Consider the following 23,790-nt stretch of genomic DNA (forward strand, 5'->3'; position numbering starts at 1 on the left):
AAGTCGGTGCGGATTATAATAGCCCATCGGGAGGGCGGCCATGACTGCTAAACTGCTGATTCTGGATGACGATCACGACATCCTGCTCATGCTGAAGACCATCTTCGCGGGCGAGGAATACGAACTGCTGCTGGAAAGCGACAGCGAAGGGGCGTTGAAGCGGGTCATCTCCGATCGTCCCAACGTGGCGATCATGGACATCAGCCTCCCCCAGAAGTCCGGCATCGAGGTGCTCAAAGAGGCGAAGAAGATCGATCCGGGACTCGCCGTCATCATGGCCACCGGCTACAAGACCACCCAAAACGCCATCGAGGCGATGAAACACGGCGCCTTTGACTACGTCACCAAGCCGTTCGACATGAACAAGCTGAAGGGGGCCGTCAAGAAGGCGCTCGAATGCAACCTCCTGAGCCGCAAGGTGCGCTACACCAGAGAGCGGCCTCAGGCCGAGGAGGATCTCACCGAGGACCTGATGATCGGTTCCTCGCCCGAGATGATCGAGATCTGGAAGATGGTCGGGACGGTCGCCGATTCGGACGCCACCGTCTTGATCCAGGGGGAATCGGGCACCGGCAAGGAACTCCTCGCCCGCGCCATCTATAACAACTCCCGCCGCAAGAACCGCCCCTTCCTGGCGGTCAACTGCGCGGCGCTCCCCGAGGCCCTGCTGGAGTCCGAGCTCTTCGGCCACGAGAAGGGGGCCTTCACCGACGCCCACTCCCGCCGTATCGGCAAGTTCGAGCAGTGCAACGGCGGCACCATCTTCCTGGACGAAATCGGGGAGATGAGCCCCGCCAACCAGGGCAAGTTCCTGCGCGTCCTCGAGAACCAGGAATTCGAGCGGGTAGGGGGGAACGAGACCATCAAGGTCGACGTCCGGGTCATCGCCGCCACCAACCGGTCGCTTCTGGCCTGCGTCAAGGACAAGAGTTTCAGGATGGACCTCTTCTACCGCCTGCGCGTGGTGAACTTCTTCCTGCCGCCGCTTCGGGACCGGACCGAGGACATCCCGCTGCTGGTCGACCTCTTCGTCAAGAAGTTCGCCAAGAAGTACGGCAAGAACGTGAAGGGGGTCGCCCCCGACACCATGGCGCTCTTGATGAACCACCAGTTCGACGGCAACATCAGGGAGCTGAAGAACGTCATCAACTCGGCCGTGGTCTTTTGCCGTGGCGACATCCTCGTCCCCGGTGATTTCGAGTCCTTCCTGACCGCCAAGGCGGGGTTCAAGGAAGTCGACCTCGAGGTGGTGGGGGATGACTACTACGAGGTGTTCTGGAGCATGCTGGAGCCGGTTTTCGACGGCATCTGCCAGAAGAACAAGGGCGCCATCTACGAGAGCGTCAACATGGGGCTGGAAAAGGCGCTGATCCACATGGCGATGGAGAAGAGCAACAACAACCAGGTTTTCGCGGCCAAGCTGCTCGGCATCAGCCGCAACACCCTGCGCGACCGGCTGGAGCGTTACCGGATCGGGATGGGCGAACAGTCCTAGAAGGCAGGCGGGCAGAGAACGAGAGAGCCGGCGACCAGATGGTCCGCCGGCTCTTTTCATTTTGGGCATCTTGTTTCTGTAGGGGCGAACGATCATTCGCCCTCGTTCTTTGTCTTGCGTGGGCAGTCCTGGGTGCCACCAGCGCTGGGCGAATAATTATTCGCCCCTACAGCGTGAGGATTCAGGTTACAGTGTCTTCCCGGCGGCCTTCTCCCACTCCTCCTTGGGGATGGAGAGGAACACGTCCACGAGCTTCGGGTCGAACTGCTGCCCCGAGCAGCGCACCACCTCGTCCAGCACGGCCTGGAAGCTGAGCGCCTTGCGGTAGGGGCGGTCCGAGGTCATGGCGTCCAGGGTATCCACCAGCGAGAAGATGCGCGCGCTGATCGGGATTGCCTCGCCGGCGACGCGGTGGGGATAGCCGGCGCCGTCGTAGCGCTCGTGATGGAACAGGACCAGTTCGGCGGCGTCGGAGAAGTACTTGATGCCTGCCAGGATGTCGTAGCCGATCTTCGGGTGCTGGCGCATCACCTTCCACTCCTCGTCGTCGAGTTTCCCCGGCTTCAGCAGGATGTTGTCCGATACGCCGATCTTGCCGATGTCGTGCAAGAGGGCGCCTTTGCCCATGATGACCCGCTCTTCCGGCCCGATCCCCGCTCTCTCCGCCAGCAGGCAGGTATAGGCCATCACCCGCTCGGAGTGCGAGCCGACTTCCTTTTCCCTGGCGTCCAGCGCCCGGATCAGCGCCGCCAGCGTGTGCTCGTAGGCGAGGTTGATCTCGCCCATGACGGTCCTGATCACCTCGGTCTGCTCGCGGACCTTGAGCTCGAGGTTGGCCTGGTACTCCTTGTTCTCCATGACCAGGCGCCGCTTCTCCAGGGTGTTCTTCACGGTCAAAAGCACCCGGTCCAGGTTGAACGGCTTGGTGATGTAGTCCTCGGCACCGTTGTGGATGCAGGACAACGCGGTGTCCATGTCGTTCATGGCCGTGATCATGAGCACGGTGGTGTCCGGCGTGACCTGTTTGATGTCCTTCAACAGGTCGATCCCGGAGCGGCCGGGCATCATGATGTCCAAAAGGGCCAGGTCCAGTTGCTGGCTGTTGATTATCTCCAGACCTTCTTCCGCGCTGGCGGCTTGGAAGCAGGTGAATCCTTCCTTGGACAGAGTGATGTTGATCAGTTCTCTGATCATGTCCTCGTCGTCGGCTATCAGTATCTTCCCTTTCAATTGCTACCTCCTGAAATCGCCCGTGTCGCTTCCTGCGACTCGGTCCCCTGCAGGGTGTCCCTCACCTTTCTGATCAGGGCGTCACTCGTGAAGGGTTTGGGCAGGAACTGCATTCCCTTTTCCAGCGTCTTTTCGAAACTCACCCGGTTGTCGGTGTGCCCCGACATGAAGAGCACCTTGAGCTTCGGCTTCTTGGCCAAAAGTATCTCGGCCAGGGTGGGGCCGCTCATGAACGGCATCACCACATCGGTCAACAGCATGTCGATCTGGTCGGCGTGCTGCTCGAACAGGGTGACTCCCTGCTCGGGGTCTGTCGTCTCCAGCACGGTGAACCCGCGCATCCTCAGGGTGTGCACCACGAGGTTCAGCACCCCGGGCTCATCCTCAACTACCAGAATGGTGTGATCGGTGTCAATGGGCTCATCCTGTTGCCGCTTGCCCTGGGACTCCGCCTCCTGGTACGTGCGCGGCAGGTAGATGTCGAAACGCGCCCCTTGGCCCGGCTCGCTGATCACCTCGATGTAGCCGCCGCACTGCTTCACGATGCCGTACACGGTGGCGAGGCCGAGCCCGGTGCCGCGCCCCATCTCCTTGGTGGTGAAGAAGGGTTCGAAGAGCCGCTGCTTCACCTCGTCGGTCATCCCCTGGCCGCGGTCGGTGACGCTCAGCTTGACGTAACTGCCGACCTGCGAGCCCGGGTGCAGATGCCGGTACCCCTCGTCCAGTTCGCTGTTGCCGGTTTCCACCGTGATCACGCCGCCGGTGTCGGAGGCGTCGCGGGCGTTGACCACCAGGTTCATGACGATCTGCTCCAGTTGCCCCGGGTCCATCTTGATCAGCCCGGCGTCCGGCGCGAGATCGGTTATGAGCCGGATGTTCTCGCCGATGAGCCGCTCCAGCATCTTCTGGACCGACTTCACCTGGCGGTTGATGTCCAGCACCCGCGGCTCCATGATCTGGCGCCGGCTGAAACTGAGGAGCTGCCTGGTGAGGTCCGCGGCCCGCTCGCCGGCGCGCAGGATCTGCTCCGCCTCCTTGTGCATGGGCGAGCTCTCGTCAAGGGCCCGGATCAGCAGCGTGCTGTAGCCGTTGATCACGGTGAGCAGGTTGTTGAAGTCGTGGGCGATCCCTCCCGCCAGCTGCCCCACGGCCTCCATCTTCTGCACCTGTCGCAACTGGTCCACGGCGAGCTTTCTCTCGGTGATGTCCTCCTTGACCCCGACGAAGTGGGTGATCTGTCCTTCCGGGTTTTTCACCGCGGAGATGGAGCAGCTCTCCCAGAACAGCTCGCCGTTTTTCTTCCGGTTGTGCAGCTCGCCATGCCACTCCTTGCCGGAACAGATGGTCCCCCAGAGTTCCCGGTAGAACTCGACCCCCATGGTGCCGGACTTGAGGATGCTGGTCTTCACGCCGATCAGCTCGGCTTCGGGGTAGCCGCACACCTCGATGAACTTCGGGTTCACGTATTCGATGCATCCCTTGAGGTCGGTGATCACCACCGACACGGGGCTTTGTTCGACGGCGCGCCACAACTTGCTCAGTTCGGCCTCGGCGCGACGGCGCTCGGTGATGTCGAGCAGGGTGCCGATGACGGCGTCCGAGCCGTTGATCAGGGTCCTGGTGCCGTTCACCTCAAGGTCGATGGCGGCGCCGTCCTGCCGTTTGCCACGGAAGAAGAAATGCAGCGGCTCGCTCCCTTCCTTGAGCGGGCGCAGAAACTGGGTCAGCACGCGGATCTGGTCGTCGGGGGCGACCAGGTCGAGGAGGCTGCGCTTTTCGATCAGCTGCTCGGGGGCATAACCGAAAATGGCGCACAGCTTCGGGTTCGCGTAGATGAAGATGTCCTCCTGCAACATGAAGATGCCGACCAGGGACTGCTCCACGAGGCTTTGGAAACGCGCCTCGGTCGCGGAGAGCGCCTCCTCCGCCACGCGCCGCTCGCGGCGCACCACCGCCTCTCGCAGTTCCCGCTTGATGGCCGGGATCAGCCGTGACAGCCGGTCCTTGATCAGGTAGTCATGGGCGCCGGCGCGCATCGCCTCGACGGCGGCATCCTCGCCCATCTGTCCCGACACCATGATGAAGGGGAGGTCGATGCCGCGCTCGTGCATGAGCTGCAGCGCTCCCGGGCCGCTGAAACGCGGCATCACGTAGTCGGAGATGACCAGGTGCCATCCTCCCCGGTCCAGCGCTTCATCCATCTCGTCCGGAGTCTCGACCCGCTCATAGACGGGAGCGAACTCCTTTTGCAGGTGCCGGACGATGAGGGTGGCGTCCTCGGGGGAATCGTCTACGATCAGGATGCGCAATGGATGTTTCATCTGGGTCGGACCCCTCGCGTCGGTGCATCTGATTCGTAACCTTCCTTCACCTCCTTATCGGCCGCCCCCCCGGATAGGTTTAGCCGCGCGGCGAATTTTATGAAAAAAGGAAAGAATATGAAACCGGCTTTCTTGGCTACTATTTGACGCCGGAGTATGCTATGAATCTTCCAGCTTCCCCCGCCGTAAAGGAGAAATCAGCGTGCACATCCTTTCTCTTGCCCGTCCCTTTTCCAAGATCCTGCTGCTTGTGCTGTTGTCCGCCTCCCTGGGCGCAGGCTGCTCCAAAGAGAGCGAGAAACCGAAGGCGAAAGCCCCTGCGCCGGTCACGGTGGCCCGGGCCTCCCAGAAGGACGTTCCCATCGAGCTGCGCGCCATCGGCAACGTCGAGCCCTACGCCACCGTGGCCCTCAAGTCCCGCGTCGCCGGCATGATCACCGGGGTGCAGTTCAAGGAGGGGGACGACGTCGCCAAGGGGGCGCTTTTGTTCACCGTGGACCCGCGCCCGTTCCAGGCGCAGCTGGCGCAGGCCCAGGCGAACCTCGCCCGCGACACGGCCAGCGCCAACAACGCCAAGGAACAGGCGAAGCGCTACGCCTCGCTCTGGCAGGAGGGGATCGTGACCCGGGAGCAGTACGACCAGCTCCAGGCCACCGCCGATTCCCTCTCCGCCTCGGTGGCCTCGCTGCGCGCCGCGGTGGACAACGCCAAGCTGCAGCTTGATTACTGCTTCATCCGATCCCCCATGAGCGGGCGCACCGGCGGCCTCACCACCCACGCCGGCAACCTCGTCAAGGAAAACGACACCGCACTGGTCACCATCAACCAGATCACCCCGCTTTACGTCACCTTCTCCCTGCCGGAAAAGGACCTGGCCGCCATCAAGGTGAGGATCGGCGGAAAACTCCCGGTCCAGGCGCGGGTCGCCGGGAGCGCCGTGGCGGAGCAGGGGACGGTGACCTTCCTGGACAACGGCGTTGATCCCGCCACCGGCACCATCAAGGTGAAGGGCACCTTCGCCAATGCCCGCAAAACGCTCTGGCCCGGCCAGTTCGTCAACGTCTCCATCACCCTCGACACCAGGAAGGGAGCGACCGTGGTCCCCACTCGCGCCGTTCAGACCGGGCAGCAGGGTGAATTCGTCTACGTCGTGAAGCCCGACGCCACGGCCGAGGTGCGCCCGGTCAGTACCGGGCCGTCCCTCGACGGAGTGACCGTCATCGAGAAGGGGCTTTCCCCTGGTGACACGGTCGTCACCGACGGGCAGGTGAAACTGGTTCCCGGCGCAAAGGTGGCGGTGAAGGGCGGGGCGCCCTCATGAACCTCGCGGAACTCTTCATCCGGCGGCCGGTAATGACCAGCCTGGTCATGCTCGCCATAGTGCTGGCGGGTGTGATCGGTTACCAGCTCCTCCCGGTGAACGACCTCCCCAACGTCGACTACCCCACCATCCAGGTCACCGCCAACCTCCCCGGGGCGAGCCCCGAGACCATGGCCAGCGCCGTCGCTACGCCGCTTGAGCGGCAGCTCTCCACCATCGCCGGCATCGACACCATGAACTCCACCAGCGGCCAGGGCGTCACGCGCATCACGCTGCGCTTCGCGCTGGAGCGCGACATCGACGCGGCGGCGCAGGACGTGCAGTCCGCCATCACCAAGGCGAGCCGCCAGCTCCCCCAGGACATGCCGTCCCCCCCCTCCTACCAGAAGGTGAACCCCGCCGACCAGCCGGTGCTCTACCTGGTGCTCAGTTCGAAAACGCTGCCGCTGTCCCAGGTGAACGAGTACGCCGACACCATGATCGCGCAGCGCATCTCCATGGTGAGCGGGGTGGCGCAGGTGCAGGTCTACGGCGCCCAGAAGTACGCGGTCCGGGCGCGGCTGAACCCGATGGCGCTCGCCTCCCGGAAGATCGGTATCGACGAGGTGTCCCAGGCGCTCTCCGGCGGCAACGTAAACCTCCCCACCGGCACCCTGCAGGATGCCAGCAAGTCCTTCGCCATCCAGTCCCAGGGTGAGCTCCTCGACGCGGCCGCCTACCGCCCGCTGATCGTCGCCTACCGCGGCGGCGCACCGGTGCGCCTCTCCGACCTGGGGAGCGTGGTCGACTCGGTCGAGAACGACAAGATCGCCGGCTGGTTCAACGGCAACGTGCGCGCCATCATCCTCGCCGTGCAGCGCCAGCCCGGCACCAACACCATCGAGGTGGTCGATTCCATCAAGAAGCTTCTCCCCGGCTTCCGCGACCAGCTTCCCGGCGCGGTGACCCTGCACGAGCTCTACGACCGCTCCCAGGCGATCCGGCACTCGGTGGCGGACGTGAAGTTCACCCTGGTGCTCACCATCGGTCTGGTGATCATGGTGATCTTCCTGTTCCTCAGGAACCTCTCCGCCACGGTCATCCCGAGCCTTGCGCTTCCCATCTCGCTCATCGGCACCTTCGCCGCCATGTACGGCCTGGGCTTCTCGGTGAACAACATCACCCTGATGGCGCTCACCCTCTCGGTCGGCTTCGTCGTCGACGACGCCATCGTCATGCTGGAAAACATCGTGCGCCACATGGAGCAGGGGGAGCGCCCCATGGAGGCCGCGCTCAAGGGTGCCAGGGAGATCGGTTTCACCATCGTCTCCATGACCATCTCGCTGGTGGCGGTGTTCATCCCGGTGCTCTTCATGGGAGGGATGCTGGGGCGGCTCCTGCACGAGTTCGCCGTCACCATCACCTGTGCCATCCTGATCTCGGGGGTGGTCTCCCTGACCCTCACCCCGATGCTCTGCAGCCGCTTCCTGCATCCCCCCGCCGAGGAGCGCCACGGCCGGCTCTACCTTTTCCTGGAGCGCGGCTTCGACGCCTTGCTCGCCGCCTACAGCGGGACCCTCACCGCCGTGCTCAGGCACCGTCGCGCCATCCTCGCCCTCACCCTGGTGATGACCGCGGTGACCGTGTACCTGTTCAAGGTGATGCCCATGGGGCTTCTCCCCAGCGAGGACCTCGACTCCTTCTACTGCACCACCGAGGGGGCGCAGGGGGCATCGTTCGACGAGATGGTCACCCACCAGCAGGAACTCGCCAAGCGGATCGCGGCCGATCCAAACATCAAGGGGTTCATGTCCACCGTCGGCGCCTCGGGCTCCCGGGTCGGCTCCAACTCGGGATTCATGTTTGTCACGCTGAAGCCGAGAAGTGAGAGGAAGGATTCGGTCGACCAGGTGATCCAGCGGCTGCGCCCGAAACTGGCCGAGGTGCCGGGGATCCAGGCCTTCATGCAGAACCCGCCCCCGATCAGGCTGGAGGCGCAACTTTCCAAGAGCCAGTACCAGTTCGTGCTGCAGAGCCCGGACACCCAGGTGCTCTACGAGAGCGCGGCCGCCTTCGAGCAGAAGCTGAAGCAGGTGCCGCAACTGCTCGATGTCACCAGCGACCTGCAGCTCAAGAACCCGCAGGTCGACCTGAAGATCGACCGGGACAAGGCGACGGCGCTCGGGGTGACGGCGCAGCAGATCGAGGACGCGCTCTATTACGCCTACGGGTCCCGGCAGGTGTCGACGATCTTCGCGCCGACCAACCAGTACCAGGTGATCCTGGAGCTGGAGCCGCAGTACCGGCTCGACCCCTCCGCCCTGGGGCTCCTCTACGTGAGGTCTTCATCGGGCGCGCTGGTGCCGCTTTCGACCATGACCACGCTGACCAAGTCGCTGGGCCCCTTGTCGGTGAACCACCTGGGGCAGATCACCAGCGTCACCGTCTCCTTCAACGTGAAGCCGGGGGTCCCCCTGGGAGAGGCGGTGGCCGCGGTCGAGAAGATGGCGGCGAGCACGCTGCCGCCGGGGATCAACACCGGCTTCCAGGGGGCGGCGCAGGCGTTCCAGTCCTCCACCAAGGGGCTCACGCTCCTTTTGCTGGCCGCCGTGGTCGTGATCTACCTGGTGCTCGGGATCCTGTACGAGAGCTACGTCCACCCGATCACCATCCTCTCGGGGCTTCCCTCGGCGGGGCTCGGGGCGCTCCTGACCTTGATGCTGTTTCACAAGGAGTTGGACCTGTACGCCTTCGTGGGGATCATCATGCTGGTCGGGATTGTGAAGAAGAACGCCATCATGATGATCGACTTCGCGCTCGACGCGCAGCGGCGCGAGGGGAAGAGCCCGCTGGATGCGATCCACCAGGGATGCCTGGTCCGTTTCCGACCCATCATGATGACCACCATGGCCGCGCTCATGGGGACACTCCCCATCGCGCTCGCCATCGGGGCGAGCTCCGAAGGGAGGAGGCCCCTGGGCCTGGCGGTAGTGGGTGGACTCCTGGTATCGCAGCTGTTGACGCTCTACATCACGCCGGTGGTCTACTACTACCTCGATCGTGCCGTGCAGAGGGGGCGGGAGTTCTTTCGGAGCAAAGCGCCGGCGAGAACGTAGAACCTAGGACGTGTTTCGCCTTTCGTCTTTCGCCTTTTGGGGGCGGCCATGCTGATCAACGATGAAGCCCAAAAGCAGGTACTGACCATCCTGGCCAAGACGGCGGTGACCCCGACCGCCGACGTTCAGGAGCGCGCCAGCTCGCTGCTGCAGCTGAACCCCGGGCAGCAGGTCAAGGCCGAGATCATCGCCAACCTGCCCAACAACTTGTACATGGCCCGGGTGGCCGGGGAGCTCTACAAGCTGGAGATCCCGCTCAACGTGCAGCCGGGGGAGACCCTGGAGCTTACCTTCGTCACCGCCGATCCCCGCGTCACCTTCCAGATGCTGCGCCCCCAGACCGAATCGGTGCAGCTAAGTTCCATGGGGAAGTGGCTTGCCGACGTGGTGGAGAACGCGCCGGGGCTACCGCCTGCGTCCGAGCCGTTGGTCGAGCATCCGGAACAGGCCATCGCCCAGCTCGCCGGGAGGCTGAAGGAGAGCCTGACCCAGAACGGGCTGTTCTACGAGTCGCACCTGGCCCAGTGGGCCCTGGGAGGGCTCTCCTTGAAGGAACTGCTCAAGGAGCCCCAGGGGAAGCTCTCCCGCCTGCTGTCGGACGGGGAGGGGCGTTCGGCCGAAGACGCCGCTGGTGGCGCCATCGCCGACGGCAGGACCCTGCCGCTCATCAAGGAGCAGCTCCACCTGTTGAATACCGGGGTGCTGGTGTGGCAAGGGGAGGCCTGGCCCGGGCAGGAGATGAAGCTTGTGGTGGGGGAGGGGAGCGCTGAGCAGTGGGAGCAGGGGATCGAGGCGAACCTCTCGCTGGAACTGCCCCGCCTGGGCGGGGTCGCGGCTAAGCTTCGCTTCACCCCCGAGGGGATCGACGTGGAACTGGTCTGCGACCGCCCCGGCGCATCGGAGCTTTTGCGGCAGGCAAGCGGAGAACTGCGTTCCTCGCTCGCGGGCCAGGGCCTGCACCTGAACAAGATGGCGGCCAAGGATGGCTAGGAAAACCTCCGACATCAAGCGGGCCGTGGCCATGGCCTACAACCCCGACGAGGCGGGCGCCCCCAGGGTCATCGCCAAGGGAGCCGGCATCAGCGCGGAGGCGATCATCTCGCTCGCCACGGAGCACGGCGTCTACGTGCACCAGTCTCCGGAGCTGGTCGCCATGCTGATGCAGATCGATCTCGACGCCGAAATCCCACCCGAACTGTACCAGGCGGTCGCCGAACTCCTGGCCTGGCTCTACTCGCTGGACCAGCAACTGGACCGGCAGCTCTAGGCGTTACTCTGCCACTTTCCCCGTTGACACATTCCCGCCTTTATCATGTGACAATTATAACTGCCCGCCTATCTTGCCGGTTTAACGGCGCATTGTAAAATGGTCAGTCCCAGCACACGCTGTACTTCTCGCTCGCGGGAGGAGGTATGGTTCCTTTAAAGTCCCTCCGGATGCTGTCCTGTTTCGCGATGACCTCGGCTCTTCTTGCCGGCTGCCCGGAGAATTTCACCTTGATCAGCAGGGGAATAGAGGGGCGGAGCCCTTGTGAATGGGTGAAGTTCACGCCCCCCAAGGACCCCGACAAGCCGCAGGAGATCGCCGCCCTGGAGGCGGCCCAGGGGCTGTGCACGATCTCGCGGGATGGGGTCGACGCGATGTACGTGAATTCGGACGCGGGATGCCAGCTTGTCGCGGTGGTGGAGCAGGCACATGAGGGGGCGGACTGGTTGACGCCACGGCGGGTGGTCAGGTACCGGGTGGAGGGGGGCAAGATCGTCGCGAGGACGGTACCTTCGGTTGAGGTATTCCCGGATGTGCAGTTCGAGCGGGCGGTCATCCTCACCGCGCACAAGGCGAACTCCCTCGATCCGGTCACCCTGTACGAGGGGGGGAAGCTGAGGGTGTCCATGACGGCGCGGCCGTTGAGCCGGTGCTCGGCGACGGTGAGGATCTTCGACCAGGATCTGAACGACCGTCGCCCCGTCGCCGAAAAGGTGGTCGATTTCTGCCGTTAGCCCGAGGCGTCTAGAAGCGTTCCAGCAGCAGGTAGTCGGCGTCCCGGAGGGTGACGCTCTCCTCGTCCAGCGGCGGAACGGGGGGGAGCACGATCCGGTACTCCAGGTTGCCCCTCAGTTCGGAAGGGATCCCACCGATACCACGGGCGTGCGCGCCACCCGCGATCACCACCATGACCTTTCCGGGATGCGCGGTCAGGTAGTCGTTGACGCGTCTTGCCATCACCGCGTTGCGCAGCATCTGCGCCTCGGCGATGTTGCGGAAGCCGTCGCCGCTTCGGCCGTGGCTGGGCGAGTAGCCCCGCATGAAGTTCAGGAATTCATCGGTCACCCTGGCGTCGACATCAGGCGGCAGTTCCGCGAGTTCCGCGCCGCTCAGGGAGGCGAATCCCCCCCGGGCCACGGACTGGACGATGTCACGGGGCGCGTTCAGCGCGACGATCGGGATATGGTTGTCGCGGGCGAAGCGGAGGATGTCGCTGTACATGTCCCAGGGGATGTGGCGCCAGCTCCACTGGTACACCTTGCGGAAGGCCGCCTCCGGCACCTTGCCCGCGCTCCAGGCGTCCAGAGCCGGCTGGCTCACCTTCTCGAACATCTCCATACCGATGGCGAGGTCCTTGCCTTGGGCCTTGAGCGCCTCGAGCACCCGCAGTTGCAGCTCGTGATGCGCGGAGGCGTCGTGCCGCTCCCCCAGGAAGAGGACGGAGGTGTCGGAAAGGTCGGCGATCATCGTCTTCACGTCGACCCTTTCGCGGTCGCTCACCCGCAGGGCCTGCGTGATGGAGCAGCCGCAGAGCTGGGCGGCCAGAAGGATGAAGAGCAGCAGCTTGGCGGGGTATCGAATGGGCATGGGCGTGGTTATAGCAGAAACCGTGGCCGTTGGCCATCGGGAAAGGGGAAACGCGGGCAAAGAAAAACCCCCTCGGCATCGAGGGGGTTCTTTCGTTTTCAGTGTCGCGCTGGCGTCAGGCGGAGACGGTGACCACCCTGCCGTCCACCTGCAGGAGCCCCTCGCAAAAAAGCCGGACCGCTTCCGGGTAGATGCGGTGCTCCTCCTTCTGGATGCGGGCGCACAGGCTCTCCTCGGTGTCACCCTCAAGGACCGGCACCGCCGCCTGCATGATGATGGGGCCGGTGTCGGTGCCGCAGTCCACGAAATGGACGGTGCAGCCGGCGACCTTGGCGCCGTATTCCAGCGCCTGGCGTTGCGCGTGCAGCCCGGGGAAGGCGGGGAGCAGCGCAGGATGTATGTTCATGACCCGCATCGGGAAGGCGTCCAGCAGCACCGAGGTGATGATGCGCATGAAGCCCGCCAGCACCACCAGTTCCACGTCGAACTCGCGCAGGGTCGCCACCAGCGCCTCGTCATAAGCCTCGCGGCCGGAGTAGGCACGGTGGTCCAGGTGCAGCGCAGGGAGCCCCGCCTTCCTGGCCCGCTCCAACCCGAAGGCGTCGGCCTTGTTGCTGATCACGCAGACCACGCGCCCGTTGATGGCGCCCGCCGCGCAGGCGTCCATGATCGACTGCAGGTTGCTGCCGCTGCCCGAGATCAGTACCCCTATTTTGAGCTCTTTTCCCATACAGGCTCCGCGCGGACTACACCAGCTCCACGCACTCCTTGCCGGCTTCGCACTTGACGACGTCGCCGATGACAAATGCGGTTTCGTTGAGGCCGGAGAGCCTGATCATGATGTCGTCGGCCTCGTTCTCCGGGACCACCAGGACCATGCCGATGCCGCAGTTGAAGGTGCGGAACATCTCGTTCTCCTCGATGTTGCCGCCTTTCTCGATGATCTTGAAGATCTCGGGGACCTCCCAGCTGTCCTTCCTGATCACGGCCTTGCAGCCGTTGGGGAGCACGCGGGGGACGTTCTCCAGCAGGCCGCCGCCGGTGATGTGGGCCAGGCCGCTGATGTTAAAGTCCCGAAGCAGGTTCAGCACGGAACGGACGTAGATGCGGGTCGGGGTGAGCAGCTCCTCGGCGACGGTCTTGCCAAGGCCCGGGATCTCGTCGTTGATGTTGAGCCCCATGTGCTCCAGGATCACCTTCCTGGCCAGCGAGTAGCCGTTGGAGTGCAGGCCCGAGGAGGAGAGGCCGATCAGCTTGTTGCCGACGGTGATGGAGGAGCCGTCGATGATCTTCTCGCGCTCGACCACGCCGACCGCGAAGCCGGCCATGTCGTACTCGTCGCCGGTGTAGAAGCCGGGCATCTCGGCGGTCTCGCCGCCGATCAGGGCGCAGCCGGCCTGGACGCAACCCTCGGAAACGCCCTTGATGATCGAGGCGCCCTTTTCGGGGTCGAGCTTGGCGGTGGCCAGGTAATCGAGGAAGAAGAGGGGTTCGGCGCCCTGCACGATGATGTCGTTGACGCACATCGCCACCAGGTCGATGCCGATGGTGTCATGACGATCCGCCAGGAAGGCGAGTTTCAGCTTGGTGCCGACACCGTCAGTGCCGGAAACAAGTACGGGATGTTTGTACTTGCCGGTGTTCAGCGAGAAGAGACCGCCAAAACCGCCGATGTCGGCGAGGACTTCCGGGCGGGAAGTGGCCTTCACCAACGGCTTGATCATCTTGACGAAAGTATTGCCGGCGTCTATGTCTACCCCGGCGTCTTTATATGTGATTTTCTTCTCTTTCAAGGCGAAACCTCCGATAAAGTAAAGACGAAATCTATCCCATTCCCCTGTAAAAGTCAAAGTGAAAAAAATGTTTACTTCGCCATGTCCTTTGCTTAATATGCCTTGCTGTGCCAGCCCCCGGGAAGAAAATAACACTGCGTTCCATGTCTATTGAGGACTTAGACACGGTCCTCAAAATCGAGTCAGCCTCCTTCCCCCGCCCCTGGACCAGGCGTCATTTCCTGGACGAGATGGAACATCCCGGCAGCTTCCCGACGGTCGCCGCGACCGGCGACGGGGAGGTCGCGGGATACCTCTGTCTGAAACAGGTGCTGGACGAGGCGGAGATCCTCGACGTCGCCGTCGACCCGACTTTTCGTGGGAGCGGCATCGGTCGCGCGCTGGTCGACTGGGCCATCGCCTTCTGCCGCGTGCGGAAGTTGCGGCTGCTCTGCCTCGAAGTGCGGGTGGGGAACCACGAGGCGATCTCCCTGTACCGGCACCTGGGGTTCGCCGAGGTGGGGCGGCGCAAGAACTACTACGAAAATGGCGACGACGCCATTCTGATGGACCTATCCATAGCTCAAGTAGAGGAATGCGATGCAGTTTAAATCAATGGTTATCTCCAACGTCGAGGTGTCGCCCAAGTACTTCAGGATGAGGATGACGGCCCCCCAGGAACTCGCCTGCGCGGTGCCCGGGCAGTTCGTCATGCTGAAGGTGAACGACGCCATCGATCCGCTGCTGCGGCGTCCCTTCGGTCTCTTCGACGTCGGCAGCTTCGTTCCCGAGTACGCCGGCTGCGGCGCCCAGGTGTACTGCGAGATCCTGTACAAGGTGGTGGGGAAGGGGACCAAGCTTCTCTCCGCGCTGCACCACGGCGACCTGGTCGATCTCCTGGTCCCCCTGGGCAAGGGGTTCCAGATGGGTCCCGCCGGCGAGGAGAAGGTGCTGGTCGGCGGCGGCGTCGGCCTCGCCCCGCTCTACTATCTCGCCAAGGAGCTCAAGGAGCGCGGCGAGAAAGTCCGTCTGTTCGCCGGTGGCCGCAACCGCGACGACATCCTCTGCATCACCGAGTTCGAGAGGCTCGGCGTCGAGACCTACGTGGCGACCGACGACGGCACCCTGGGGGAACAGGGCTTCGTGACCCAGGTGCTGGAGCGCCATCTCGGTTCCGGCATGCGCATCTTCGCCTGCGGCCCGACCCCCATGTTGAACGCGGTGGCCAAGATGTCCCAGAACCTCGGGGTGCCCTGCCAGGTCTCCATGGAGGCGTACATGGCCTGCGGCGTGGGCGCCTGCCTTGGCTGCGTCATGAAGGGCGCCAACCACAGCGACGAGACCCCCGACTACCGCTGCGTCTGCAAGGACGGTCCCGTCTTCGACAGCTTTGAACTGCAATGGAGTTAGCAATGCAACGACCTGACATGTCCGTGGTCCTCGCCGGGATCCCGATGCGCAACCCCGTGATGACGGCCTCCGGCACCTTCGGCTACGGCGCCGAGTTCGCCGATTACCTCGACCTGGAAAGCATCGGCGCCATGGTGACCAAGGGGCTCTCTTTAAAGCCCAAGGCCGGCAACCCCACCCCGCGCATCGTGGAGACGCCGGGAGGGATGTTGAACGCGATCGGCCTGCAGAACGTGGGGATCGACGCCTTCATCGAGCAGAAGCTCCCCTACCTGAAGAACGTCAACACCCCGGTGATCGCCAACCTCTACGGCAATACCCTTGAGGAGTACGGCGAGGTGGCGAGCCGCCTGGACGGCCTGGCCGGCGTGGCCGGCATCGAGGTCAACATCTCCTGCCCCAACGTGAAGCAGGGGGGTATCGTCTTCGGCACCGACCCGGCGGCCGCGCGGGAGGTGGTCTCCCTGGTGAAGCGCAACACCTCCAAGCCGCTCATCGTGAAGCTTTCCCCGAACGTGACCGACGTGGTGCTCATGGCGAAAGCCAGCGCCGACGCCGGTGCCGACGCGCTCTCGCTCATCAACACCCTGACCGGCATGGCCATCGACCTCGAGCGGCACCGCCCGGTGCTCGCCAACGTCACCGGCGGCCTCTCCGGTCCCGCCATCAAGCCGGTCGCCCTCAGGATGGTCTGGCAGGTGGCCCGCGCGGTCAAGCTGCCGCTCATCGGCATCGGCGGCATCATGAACGGCCGCGACGCCCTCGAGTTCATGCTGGCCGGTGCCACCGCAGTCCAGGTCGGGACCGCGAGCTTCCTCGACCCTTCCGCGGCTCAGCGGATCGCGCAGGAGATGGAACAGTACCTGGTTGAGCACAACATCGAAAGCGCCCGCTCCCTGATCGGTGCCCTCGAGGTCTGATGGAAGCCTGGGAACAGAGCCTTAAAAACTGCATCACCAGCCCGGAGGAGCTTGCCGGGCTTTTTCATGCGCCGGGACGCGACCTCGACGCGGTGGTGGGGCGCTACCCCATGCGCATCACGCCGTACTACCTCGGCCTGATCCGGGAGGCGGGGGACCCGATCTGGCGCCAGTGCGTGCCCGACCCGGCGGAGTTGCACGACCTCACCCAGTCCCCGGATCCGCTCGACGAGGAGCGCCTTTCCCCGGTCCCCGGCCTGATCCACCGTTACCCGGACCGGGTGGTGTTCCTGGTCTCCACCGCCTGCGCCGTTTACTGCCGCTTCTGCATGAGGAAGAGGGGGGTGGGGTGCCAGGGGATGAGCGCGGCACCACTGGACGAGGCCGTGGCCTACATCGCGGGGACGCCGCAGATCCGCGATGTCATCCTCTCCGGCGGCGATCCGCTCTTGCTCCCCGACGATCGCCTGGACCAGATCCTCACCGCCCTGCGCCGCATCCCCCACGTCGAGATCATCAGGATCGGCACCCGGGTGCCGGTGACCCTCCCGGAGCGGATCACGACGCGGCTCGCCCGCATGCTGAAGCGTCACCAGCCGCTCTACGTCAACACCCACTTCAACCACCCCCGCGAGATCACGGCGCACTCCGCCCGGGCCTGCGCTCGGCTTGCCGACGCCGGGATTCAGCTGGGCAACCAGAGCGTGCTTTTGAAAGGGGTGAACGACGACCCGATGGTGATGCGCGAACTGATGCGGCGCCTGCTGGTCATCAGGGTGCGTCCCTACTACATCCACCAGATGGACCTGGTCCAGGGAACCGCGCATTTTCGGACCCGGGTGGCCGACGGCATCGCGGTCATGGCGGCGCTACGCGGCCACACCTCCGGCCTCGCCGTCCCGCACTACGTCATCGACCTCCCCGGCGGGAAGGGGAAGGTGGAGGTCGCCTCGGCCCGGTTCAGCGCGGACGCCAGCCGCCTTTTCGTGCGCACCTACCTGGGTGAGGAGGTCGAGTACCAGGAAACCTGACCTTCGGTCGCCTCTTTTGCCTTCCACCTGCCGGACGCATTTCTTGTGTCCGGCTTTTTTGCGTCCGCGAGCATTTCCGTTCATAAAGTGTGACAATATCGACGGTAACTTAGGGAGTTTCTCCTCCATCGGGCGATTTTTTTGGGAAAGGAATCTTGCCTTGTCGGCGCCTCGCATGCTATAAGCGTATACTCAAATAAAGATTATTATATATAGGCCGAATTGAATGCAAACTGAGTATCTTAAAACGCTGGTGGTGTTAGGGCAGGTTGGCAGTTTCTCCAAGGCCGCGACGGATCTTTCCATCACGCAGTCGGCGGTGTCGCAGCGCATCAAGTACCTGGAGGACCATTACGGTTGCCAGTTGGTGGACCGCTCCGGGAAGCTGCTGCTGTTGACGGAGGCCGGCAAGGTGGTGGTGCAACGAGCCGAGCAGATACTCCTTTTGGAGGCGCAGCTGGCCAACGACCTCAAGCTGCGCGGCGAAAAAAGCCGTCTCTCCATCTGCTGCACGCCGACCTTCGGGGTGGGGTTCCTGCCGCAGGTCATGGAAAAGTTCATGTCGCGCAAAGACGACAACGTCGATCTTCGCTTCATGTTCCACTCGCTGGACCGCGCCGTGAAGGAGCTGCAGGAAAACGAATTCGACCTGGCGGTGATCGAACACTGCGAAACGATGGATGTCACAGGGTTCGATATCGTGGAGCTCCCCAGCGACCAGCTGGTCTTCGTGAGCGCGCCGGCCCTGGGGCTTGCCGCTGGCGAGGTGGAGCTTGACCGGCTGTTGCGGCACTGCCTGATCGCCCGCAAACCCGATTGCACTTCGCGCCGGTTGCTGGACGTGAACCTCGCGCGGTACGGCCGCAAGGTCGAGGATTTCAAGGCCGTGATCGTGGTCGATGACCTCCGCCTGGCGCTGGAAACGGTGCTTGCCGGGGGCGGGGTCTCCTTCGTTTCCCGCAGTATAGCGGCACGCGAACTTGAAGCCGGACAGGTGCTGGAGCATGTCGTACCGGGATTCGAGCAGACCCGTCGACGCAGCGTCGTGGTGAAGAGCGAGCGCAGGCAGGATCCGGCGGTGGTGGAGTTTCTCGATTGCATCGAGTCCGGCTTTTCCGTTGGCGGGATCTGCTGAGTAGTCGCCGCTCACCGGCATCAGATAAAAAAATGGCCCCGGAGGCTGCCGACATCCGGGGCTTAAATTGCAGTGCTGCAGGGAAATGGTCGGCCGTTGCCATCCGGCCGCTTATCGTCGTTTCTTTTTGTTCAAGGCATAACTGCCGTTAACGTTCCCGCCCACTTCCTTCCTTTTCGCTTTTCCACTGTCACCAGCACACTCCGCATCTGCATCCACCGACAGACCAATCGGTGTGCCGTTTATTATTTGTTGTGGCTAACAAAGTGAAGGCTTTATACCAGTTATGTAAGACTATGTCAATGATTACATTTCAATGTCTATGGCGATAAAATGCAGCATTCAGATGTCACCGTGTTGTCTAGATATGGTATCAAAGGCGATTATGACAGTAGCAAGGGTGAAAAGTAGTAGTGTGTCTTCTATAATAATTACATTATGTTTTGTTAAGTTGTGTGGTCGCGTGGTAGCTCGAGGTGGGGAGCCGCACGAAAAGGGGCTGCAGGCTCCGAGCCCTTCTGTCTTTTTGGGGTATACTTTGGGCTGTTTTGGGTGAGCTGTTCAGCCAAAGGAGGCGACATGAGAAGAGTAAGCGTGGAAGAGGACATTCTGAAGGACAAGCCGGTCGTGGTAAAAGAGGCGACGGAGGTCTGCGCGCTTTGCGGCTCACAACTCCAAAGGGACAAGGAGAGCGGCGAGCTCTTTTGTCCGCTGTGCGATGTCGAGGACGTTCCCTGATGCGGTGGCCCCCCACGGGGGCAAGGCGCCGGTGGCCTGGGCGGGCGCCGGTTTTAGGAGGACGAGATGCCGGAAAAACTTGAAGGGGATCAACTCGAGTTCAGGAACCTGCTGGCGGAGTACAAGCGCCGGCTTTGGACCGAACTGCGCGACGAGGTATTCTCACAGACCGGAGAGGCTCTGGCGAGCCAGTACGACATACCGCAGGATCCCGGCGAGAAGAGCATGCTTGACGTGCTTTCCGACGCCGGACTCGCCGTGGCCGATATCAGGCGGCAGCAGCTCACCGCGCTTGAGGAGGCGCAAATGCGCGTGGAGTCGGGAACCTACGGGAAGTGCGAGGGGTGCGGCCAGCCCATCGGCTTGCCGCGGCTGAAACTGATGCCCTTCACCGCGTTCTGTGTCGAATGCCAGAAGGAGCAGGAGCTGCCCGGGCGGCCGCCGGGAACCCAGATCTGAAAGGAAGGGACGAGAGGCAGGGGCGAGGGAAAGGCACAGGCGGGGACTCCGCCAAGGGCCAAAACAGCTGGAAAAGGCAAGGGCAGGGGGAGCGAGAGGAAGGGGCAGGGATTAGGGAGGGGACTTGTTGTTACTAGCCCCCAGCCCCTAGCCCCTAGCCCCTGTTTTCGTTCTTACAACAGCGCGTCGATGGCCGCGAAGTCGACGTCCCTTTCGGCGTTGGCCATGATCCAGTTCAGCTTCTCCTGGTCTTCATAGGTGATCTTGGCCACGTCGTCGGACAGGGCGGTGAAGACCTCGGCCGTGGTTTCTTCCACCCGGATGTAGGGGATGTGCGAGTCGTGCAGGATCTGCTGGCTCACCTCGGATACCGGCACGTGCCCCGATATCACCAGGCCCGCGATCTTATCCTTGTAGGCCGGGATGTGGTACAGCGAGGAGAGGGTCACGATCAGCTCGTCGCGCGAGCTGGTCACGATCATCAGGGTCGAATCGAGCAACCCGTCGATGACCCGCTGCGAAGAGGCCGCCCCGAGCTGGATGTTGTGGATGATCCTGCTTTTCTCGTTCAAGTTCCCCTGCAGGGGGAGGTCGAAAAGTTTGGAGATGTGACTCAAGGTCGGGTTGGCCAGGATGGGGGAGTAGTTGAAGCCGTCGATCACCTTGATCTGCGGCTCGAAGGCGCGCTTTAGGTACTTCGAGGTGACCTCTTTCTTGCTGGGCATCATCTTGTTGACGATGATCCCCCTCACGTCCGCCCCTTCGCGCTCGTACAGCGCCAGGTTTAGGTGCACGGCGTCGATCACCTTGCCGATGCCGCTCTCGCTCACGATCATGACCGGCGCGCCGATCAGCTTGGCCACCTTGGCGTTGGAGAGGCCGATGACGGCGCCTACGCCCCCATGTCCCGCCCCCTCGATGATGAGAAAGTCGTATTTCTGCTCCAGTTCCCGCACCGCCCCGAGGATGCAGTCCGCCAGGGAGAGGTCGTCCAGCTTGCCGGCGAGGTAATCCTTGGTGAAGTCACGGTACAGCGCCACCGGCGACATCAGCGCGATGTCCTCTTCCAGTCCGAAGGCCTTGGCCATGAGCAAGGCGTCCATGTCCACCATGAAATCGTCGTAGAGCAGCACTTTCGGGCCGAAGGGCTTCACGAAACCTACCCGCCGATATTTTTTCATGGCCTGGTGCATGAGCGAAATGCTGATGGTCGTCTTGCCACAGTTTTGTCCGGTCGCCGCAACGAAGATCTTTTTCGCCATGTCCGCCCCTTTGTTTGGAATGGCGTATGTTTACACCATCACGGCGGGCGGCGTCAAGAAAAGTAATACGTGGGGGGATTGCGGGTCAGGGGAGGAATTTCAGCAGGAGCATGGAGATGTCGTCATCGAAGCTGCTGTTGCCGGTATAGTCGCGCAAGGCATCCAGCACGGCGTCGATGATGGCGACGGAGGACTTCCGGTGTTCACGGGCCAAAACCCCCTTCAGCCGGTCCACCCCGAAGAGTTCGCCGGAGTGGCTCTGCGTCTCGGTGATGCCGTCGGTGTACAGAAGGAGCAGGTCGCCTTTTTTCACCTGTATGACCGGCTCGTCGAAGGCGACCCGGCGCTGCACCCCGAGGATGAGCCCCTCGGCGTCGAGCTGGAAGAAGCGCTCCTCGTCGGGGCGGTAGAGCAGGGGAGGGGGATGGCCGGCGTTACTGTAGCGCAGTCGGCCGGAAGTCCTGTGGTAGCTCAGGTAGGACATGGTGATGAAGAGTTCGGCGCGGGAGAGGTCGTCGTGCAGTATCTCGTTTAGGGCCGCCACCACCTGTGCCGGACCGTCCAGGGCCGGCATCTGGGCCCGCAGCACGCTGCGCGTCTCGACCATGATGAGGGCCGCCCCGACGCTGTGGCCGGAGACGTCGGCGATGACCAAGTCGAGCCGTTCGCCGTGGAGCAGTATGTCGTAGTAGTCGCCGCCGATGTGGCTGGCCGGCACGCAGCGGCCGGCGCAATCGATTCCCGTCAAAAGCGGCGGGGCGGCCGGCAGCAGCGAGAGCTGGATCTGCCTGGCGATCTCCATCTCCTTGCGCATGCTGGTATTTTGCAAAAGCGCCTGTTCCGCGACCTTGCGCTCGGTGATGTCCTGCTTGATGCAGATGAAGTGCCTGATGTGGCCGTCCTGGTCGAGGACCGGCGTGATGGTCTGTTCCTCGGGGTAGAGCTCGCCGTTCTTGCGCCGGTTCACCATCTCCCCCTGCCAGGTCTTGCCGGCCATGATGGTGGCCCAAAGGTCCTGGTACAGTTCGGGGCCGTGCTGGTCCGATCTCAGAAAGCCCAGGTCGCGCCCGACAGACTCCTCGAGGGTGTAGCCGGTCATCCTGGTGAAGGCCTCGTTGACCGAGAGCACGATGCCGTCACTGTCGGTGATGACGATGGCGTTGGCCGCCGCCTCCAGCGCGGCGCTTTGCACCCGCAGCGATTCCTCGGCCTGCTTGCGCTCGGAGATGTCCGAGATGAGGCCGTCGTAGGCGATCAGCTCTCCCTGTTCGCTGTAGCGCGGCACCACGGTGTTGATGACCCAGCGCAGCGAACCGTCCTTGTGCCGGATCCTGTGCTCGACCGAAGGGATCTCCTTGCCGGCGCGCAGCTCCTCGGTCAGGCTGGTCACCGCCGGGCGGTCCTCCTCGTGGATCATCTGGTACCACAGGAAGGGGTTTTGCTGGTACTCCTCGTCGCTGTAGCCGGTGACCGAGAGGCAACCCGGGCCGTGGGAGGTCTTGACCACGCCCCCCTCGCTGATGGTCACCGTGTAGATGTAGTCGGTGACCGCCGCCACGAGCCTCTTGTAGCGCCGCTCGCTTCTGACCAGCGCCGCTTCCGCCTCGCGCTTCTTGCGCCGCACCTGCGCTTCCTGCATCTCGCGCTCGATGGCCGGGATCAGCCGCGAGGTGTTTCCCTTGATCAGGTAGTCGTTGGCCCCTTCCTTCATGGCGCCGACAGCCGTGTCCTCGCCGATCTTGCCGGAAACGATGATGAAGGGGATATCCAGGCCCGACTCGCGCAGGACCTGCAGGGCTTCCAGACCGGTGAAACCGGGGAGGACGTAGTCGGAGACCACCAGGTCCCAGTCCTCCTCCTCCAGCGCCCTGCGCATGGCCTCGGCGGACTCGACCCGTCTCGAGACCGGCGCGTAGTTGCCGCGGCGCAACTCGAAGATGAGGAGCAGGGCGTCGTCCTCGGAGTCCTCAACAATCAGCACGCGGAGCGGTTTACCCATGAAAACACCTTCTATGGCAACTACATTATCCGCCGGGGTGGTCGGTGGTGCCGTGTCGTGCAAAATGCCCAGTGAGGCTGGGCGCTTACAGTATAGCACACTTCCTTGGCGGGAAAGGGGCGGGAATCTAATTAGATGGGGCGGGGGTGTCCGAAGCGTACTCGAGGCTGAACTCGCGCAGCCAGCTCTCGAAGATGCGCACCTTTTCCTCTCCGAAGCGGAGCAGGTCCGACCTGACCTGGTCCGTGCTCTTCTCTCGATCCAGTTCCCCCCCCTTCTTGGAATAGAAGAGGTCGGCCAGGGCCACGATCCGCTCGCAGTCGGTCACCGGCGACATCTCGCGCAGCGGCAGGCGCAGCCTCTGTTCGGCGATGTCCAGGGCGGTGAGACCAACACCGATGTGGCGTTCGCACACCAGGGCGTGCTGGAAAAGCCCCTCGGACTCCAACATCTGCCGGCCGATGAGGCCGTGGCAGATGTAGGGTGCCTTGCCGAAGCAGTTGAGCTTGGGGGCGTAGGTACGGGCGACGCCGATGTCGTGCAGCAGGGCCGCCTCTTCGATGAACAGCAGTTCCGAGTCGTTTCTGCCGGCGCGCTCGGCGATGGCGAGGGCCTTGTCGGCCACCTTGCGGCTGTGCCGGTAGACGATCTCGAGCCCCTGCTCGTTGTCGTGGAAGTACTTCTCTAGGAGAGCTCTAGGATTCACGATGCGCCTCCGAATGGATGTGGTCCGACTCAATGGTATAGA

The 23,790-nt window shown here is 63.3% G+C and carries 21 protein-coding genes; 13 read left to right on the plus strand and 8 right to left on the minus strand.

Annotated elements, in window-relative coordinates:
* The first annotated feature begins 40 nt into the window (after positions 1 to 40).
* The gene (locus KOL99_RS11735) at positions 41 to 1,495 is read left to right on the plus strand and encodes a sigma-54-dependent transcriptional regulator (protein ID WP_216510655.1); all 1,455 of its coding nucleotides are present in this window, start codon (positions 41 to 43) and stop codon (positions 1,493 to 1,495) included.
* A gap of 186 nt (positions 1,496 to 1,681) precedes the next feature.
* On the opposite strand, the gene KOL99_RS11740 is transcribed toward KOL99_RS11735, so the two are convergent.
* Both KOL99_RS11740 and KOL99_RS11745 read right to left on the minus strand, forming a co-directional pair.
* Entirely contained in the window at positions 1,682 to 2,725 is a 1,044-nt protein-coding gene (locus KOL99_RS11740; protein WP_216510656.1) for a response regulator, read from the minus strand.
* Positions 2,722 to 5,046 (minus strand): PAS domain S-box protein, encoded by a 2,325-nt coding sequence (locus KOL99_RS11745; RefSeq protein ID WP_216510657.1) that lies wholly within the window; start codon positions 5,044 to 5,046, stop codon positions 2,722 to 2,724. Before KOL99_RS11745 ends, KOL99_RS11740 begins: the two co-directional genes overlap by 4 nt.
* A 202-nt stretch (positions 5,047 to 5,248) precedes the next feature.
* Here KOL99_RS11745 and KOL99_RS11750 point away from each other — a divergent pair, with 202 nt between their 5' ends.
* The 5 genes from KOL99_RS11750 to KOL99_RS11770 all read left to right on the plus strand — a co-directional run bounded on the left by KOL99_RS11750 (position 5,249) and on the right by KOL99_RS11770 (position 11,463).
* Positions 5,249 to 6,367 carry an efflux RND transporter periplasmic adaptor subunit gene (locus KOL99_RS11750; protein WP_328760181.1) on the plus strand — a complete coding sequence of 373 codons (1,119 nt, stop codon included), beginning with the start codon at positions 5,249 to 5,251 and terminating at the stop codon, positions 6,365 to 6,367.
* On the plus strand, positions 6,364 to 9,462 hold the full coding sequence (locus KOL99_RS11755) for an efflux RND transporter permease subunit (RefSeq protein WP_216510658.1): 3,099 nt from the start codon (positions 6,364 to 6,366) through the stop codon (positions 9,460 to 9,462). The genes KOL99_RS11750 and KOL99_RS11755 overlap by 4 nt, the downstream gene beginning before the upstream one ends.
* A gap of 48 nt (positions 9,463 to 9,510) precedes the next feature.
* Positions 9,511 to 10,452, plus strand: coding sequence for a flagellar hook-length control protein FliK (fliK, locus tag KOL99_RS11760; RefSeq protein WP_216510659.1), 942 nt, complete (start codon positions 9,511 to 9,513; stop codon positions 10,450 to 10,452).
* The gene (locus KOL99_RS11765; RefSeq protein ID WP_216510660.1) at positions 10,445 to 10,729 is read left to right on the plus strand and encodes an EscU/YscU/HrcU family type III secretion system export apparatus switch protein; all 285 of its coding nucleotides are present in this window, start codon (positions 10,445 to 10,447) and stop codon (positions 10,727 to 10,729) included. The genes fliK and KOL99_RS11765 overlap by 8 nt, the downstream gene beginning before the upstream one ends.
* Before the next feature lie 146 nt (positions 10,730 to 10,875).
* Positions 10,876 to 11,463 (plus strand): hypothetical protein, encoded by a 588-nt coding sequence (locus KOL99_RS11770; RefSeq protein ID WP_216510661.1) that lies wholly within the window; start codon positions 10,876 to 10,878, stop codon positions 11,461 to 11,463.
* A 10-nt stretch (positions 11,464 to 11,473) separates the two neighbouring features.
* Here the strand turns inward: KOL99_RS11770 and KOL99_RS11775 are convergent, their stop codons facing one another.
* The 3 genes from KOL99_RS11775 to purM form a co-directional block, all read right to left on the minus strand.
* Positions 11,474 to 12,316, minus strand: coding sequence for a ChaN family lipoprotein (locus tag KOL99_RS11775; RefSeq protein WP_216510662.1), 843 nt, complete (start codon positions 12,314 to 12,316; stop codon positions 11,474 to 11,476).
* 115 nt (positions 12,317 to 12,431) lie between these two features.
* The gene (purN, locus tag KOL99_RS11780) at positions 12,432 to 13,046 is read right to left on the minus strand and encodes a phosphoribosylglycinamide formyltransferase (RefSeq protein WP_216510663.1); all 615 of its coding nucleotides are present in this window, start codon (positions 13,044 to 13,046) and stop codon (positions 12,432 to 12,434) included.
* A 16-nt stretch (positions 13,047 to 13,062) separates the two neighbouring features.
* Entirely contained in the window at positions 13,063 to 14,109 is a 1,047-nt protein-coding gene (gene purM / locus KOL99_RS11785; protein ID WP_216510664.1) for a phosphoribosylformylglycinamidine cyclo-ligase, read from the minus strand.
* A gap of 143 nt (positions 14,110 to 14,252) precedes the next feature.
* Between purM and rimI the strand changes: the two genes are divergently transcribed.
* The 7 genes from rimI to KOL99_RS11820 all read left to right on the plus strand — a co-directional run bounded on the left by rimI (position 14,253) and on the right by KOL99_RS11820 (position 19,781).
* The gene (gene rimI, locus KOL99_RS11790) at positions 14,253 to 14,699 is read left to right on the plus strand and encodes a ribosomal protein S18-alanine N-acetyltransferase (RefSeq protein ID WP_216510665.1); all 447 of its coding nucleotides are present in this window, start codon (positions 14,253 to 14,255) and stop codon (positions 14,697 to 14,699) included.
* Positions 14,689 to 15,498 carry a dihydroorotate dehydrogenase electron transfer subunit gene (locus KOL99_RS11795; RefSeq protein WP_216510666.1) on the plus strand — a complete coding sequence of 270 codons (810 nt, stop codon included), beginning with the start codon at positions 14,689 to 14,691 and terminating at the stop codon, positions 15,496 to 15,498. Before rimI ends, KOL99_RS11795 begins: the two co-directional genes overlap by 11 nt.
* Positions 15,499 to 15,500: 2 nt before the next feature.
* Positions 15,501 to 16,418, plus strand: coding sequence for a dihydroorotate dehydrogenase (locus tag KOL99_RS11800; RefSeq protein ID WP_216510667.1), 918 nt, complete (start codon positions 15,501 to 15,503; stop codon positions 16,416 to 16,418).
* Positions 16,418 to 17,449 (plus strand): KamA family radical SAM protein, encoded by a 1,032-nt coding sequence (locus KOL99_RS11805; RefSeq protein WP_216510668.1) that lies wholly within the window; start codon positions 16,418 to 16,420, stop codon positions 17,447 to 17,449. Before KOL99_RS11800 ends, KOL99_RS11805 begins: the two co-directional genes overlap by 1 nt.
* A 226-nt stretch (positions 17,450 to 17,675) precedes the next feature.
* Positions 17,676 to 18,584: a LysR family transcriptional regulator gene (locus tag KOL99_RS11810; protein WP_216510669.1), complete on the plus strand. Its 909-nt coding sequence runs from the start codon at positions 17,676 to 17,678 to the stop codon at positions 18,582 to 18,584.
* A gap of 579 nt (positions 18,585 to 19,163) precedes the next feature.
* Positions 19,164 to 19,322, plus strand: a complete 159-nt coding sequence (locus tag KOL99_RS11815) for a hypothetical protein (protein ID WP_216510670.1) — start codon at positions 19,164 to 19,166, stop codon at positions 19,320 to 19,322.
* 66 nt (positions 19,323 to 19,388) lie between these two features.
* The gene (locus KOL99_RS11820) at positions 19,389 to 19,781 is read left to right on the plus strand and encodes a TraR/DksA family transcriptional regulator (protein ID WP_216510671.1); all 393 of its coding nucleotides are present in this window, start codon (positions 19,389 to 19,391) and stop codon (positions 19,779 to 19,781) included.
* A gap of 173 nt (positions 19,782 to 19,954) precedes the next feature.
* Here the strand turns inward: KOL99_RS11820 and KOL99_RS11825 are convergent, their stop codons facing one another.
* The 3 genes from KOL99_RS11825 to KOL99_RS11835 form a co-directional block, all read right to left on the minus strand.
* Positions 19,955 to 21,043: a dethiobiotin synthase gene (locus tag KOL99_RS11825; RefSeq protein ID WP_216510672.1), complete on the minus strand. Its 1,089-nt coding sequence runs from the start codon at positions 21,041 to 21,043 to the stop codon at positions 19,955 to 19,957.
* Positions 21,044 to 21,128: 85 nt separating this feature from the next.
* Complete coding sequence (locus tag KOL99_RS11830) at positions 21,129 to 23,042, minus strand: SpoIIE family protein phosphatase (RefSeq protein ID WP_216510673.1); 1,914 nt, start codon at positions 23,040 to 23,042, stop codon at positions 21,129 to 21,131.
* 127 nt (positions 23,043 to 23,169) lie between these two features.
* On the minus strand, positions 23,170 to 23,748 hold the full coding sequence (locus KOL99_RS11835; RefSeq protein WP_216510674.1) for an HD domain-containing protein: 579 nt from the start codon (positions 23,746 to 23,748) through the stop codon (positions 23,170 to 23,172).
* Positions 23,749 to 23,790 lie beyond the last annotated feature (42 nt).

The organism is Geomonas azotofigens (assembly GCF_018919395.1).
In the GTDB taxonomy this organism is placed as follows: Bacteria; Desulfobacterota; Desulfuromonadia; order Geobacterales; family Geobacteraceae; genus Geomonas; species Geomonas azotofigens.

Excerpts from the sequence above, each read along its gene's own strand:
- KOL99_RS11755 (WP_216510658.1), top strand. The coding sequence starts at position 6,364 with ATGAACCTCGCGGAACTCTTCATCCGGCGGCCGGTAATGACCAGCCTG.
- KOL99_RS11820 (WP_216510671.1), top strand. The coding sequence starts at position 19,389 with ATGCCGGAAAAACTTGAAGGGGATCAACTCGAGTTCAGGAACCTGCTG.
- KOL99_RS11735 (WP_216510655.1), top strand. The coding sequence starts at position 41 with ATGACTGCTAAACTGCTGATTCTGGATGACGATCACGACATCCTGCTC.
- KOL99_RS11810 (WP_216510669.1), top strand. The coding sequence starts at position 17,676 with ATGCAAACTGAGTATCTTAAAACGCTGGTGGTGTTAGGGCAGGTTGGC.
- KOL99_RS11800 (WP_216510667.1), top strand. The coding sequence starts at position 15,501 with ATGCAACGACCTGACATGTCCGTGGTCCTCGCCGGGATCCCGATGCGC.
- KOL99_RS11775 (WP_216510662.1), bottom strand. The coding sequence starts at position 12,316 with ATGCCCATTCGATACCCCGCCAAGCTGCTGCTCTTCATCCTTCTGGCC.
- KOL99_RS11770 (WP_216510661.1), top strand. The coding sequence starts at position 10,876 with ATGGTTCCTTTAAAGTCCCTCCGGATGCTGTCCTGTTTCGCGATGACC.
- fliK (WP_216510659.1), top strand. The coding sequence starts at position 9,511 with ATGCTGATCAACGATGAAGCCCAAAAGCAGGTACTGACCATCCTGGCC.
- rimI (WP_216510665.1), top strand. The coding sequence starts at position 14,253 with ATGTCTATTGAGGACTTAGACACGGTCCTCAAAATCGAGTCAGCCTCC.
- KOL99_RS11805 (WP_216510668.1), top strand. The coding sequence starts at position 16,418 with ATGGAAGCCTGGGAACAGAGCCTTAAAAACTGCATCACCAGCCCGGAG.
- KOL99_RS11745 (WP_216510657.1), bottom strand. The coding sequence starts at position 5,046 with ATGAAACATCCATTGCGCATCCTGATCGTAGACGATTCCCCCGAGGAC.
- KOL99_RS11830 (WP_216510673.1), bottom strand. The coding sequence starts at position 23,042 with ATGGGTAAACCGCTCCGCGTGCTGATTGTTGAGGACTCCGAGGACGAC.
- KOL99_RS11825 (WP_216510672.1), bottom strand. The coding sequence starts at position 21,043 with ATGGCGAAAAAGATCTTCGTTGCGGCGACCGGACAAAACTGTGGCAAG.
- KOL99_RS11795 (WP_216510666.1), top strand. The coding sequence starts at position 14,689 with ATGCAGTTTAAATCAATGGTTATCTCCAACGTCGAGGTGTCGCCCAAG.
- KOL99_RS11765 (WP_216510660.1), top strand. The coding sequence starts at position 10,445 with ATGGCTAGGAAAACCTCCGACATCAAGCGGGCCGTGGCCATGGCCTAC.
- KOL99_RS11815 (WP_216510670.1), top strand. The coding sequence starts at position 19,164 with ATGAGAAGAGTAAGCGTGGAAGAGGACATTCTGAAGGACAAGCCGGTC.
- purN (WP_216510663.1), bottom strand. The coding sequence starts at position 13,046 with ATGGGAAAAGAGCTCAAAATAGGGGTACTGATCTCGGGCAGCGGCAGC.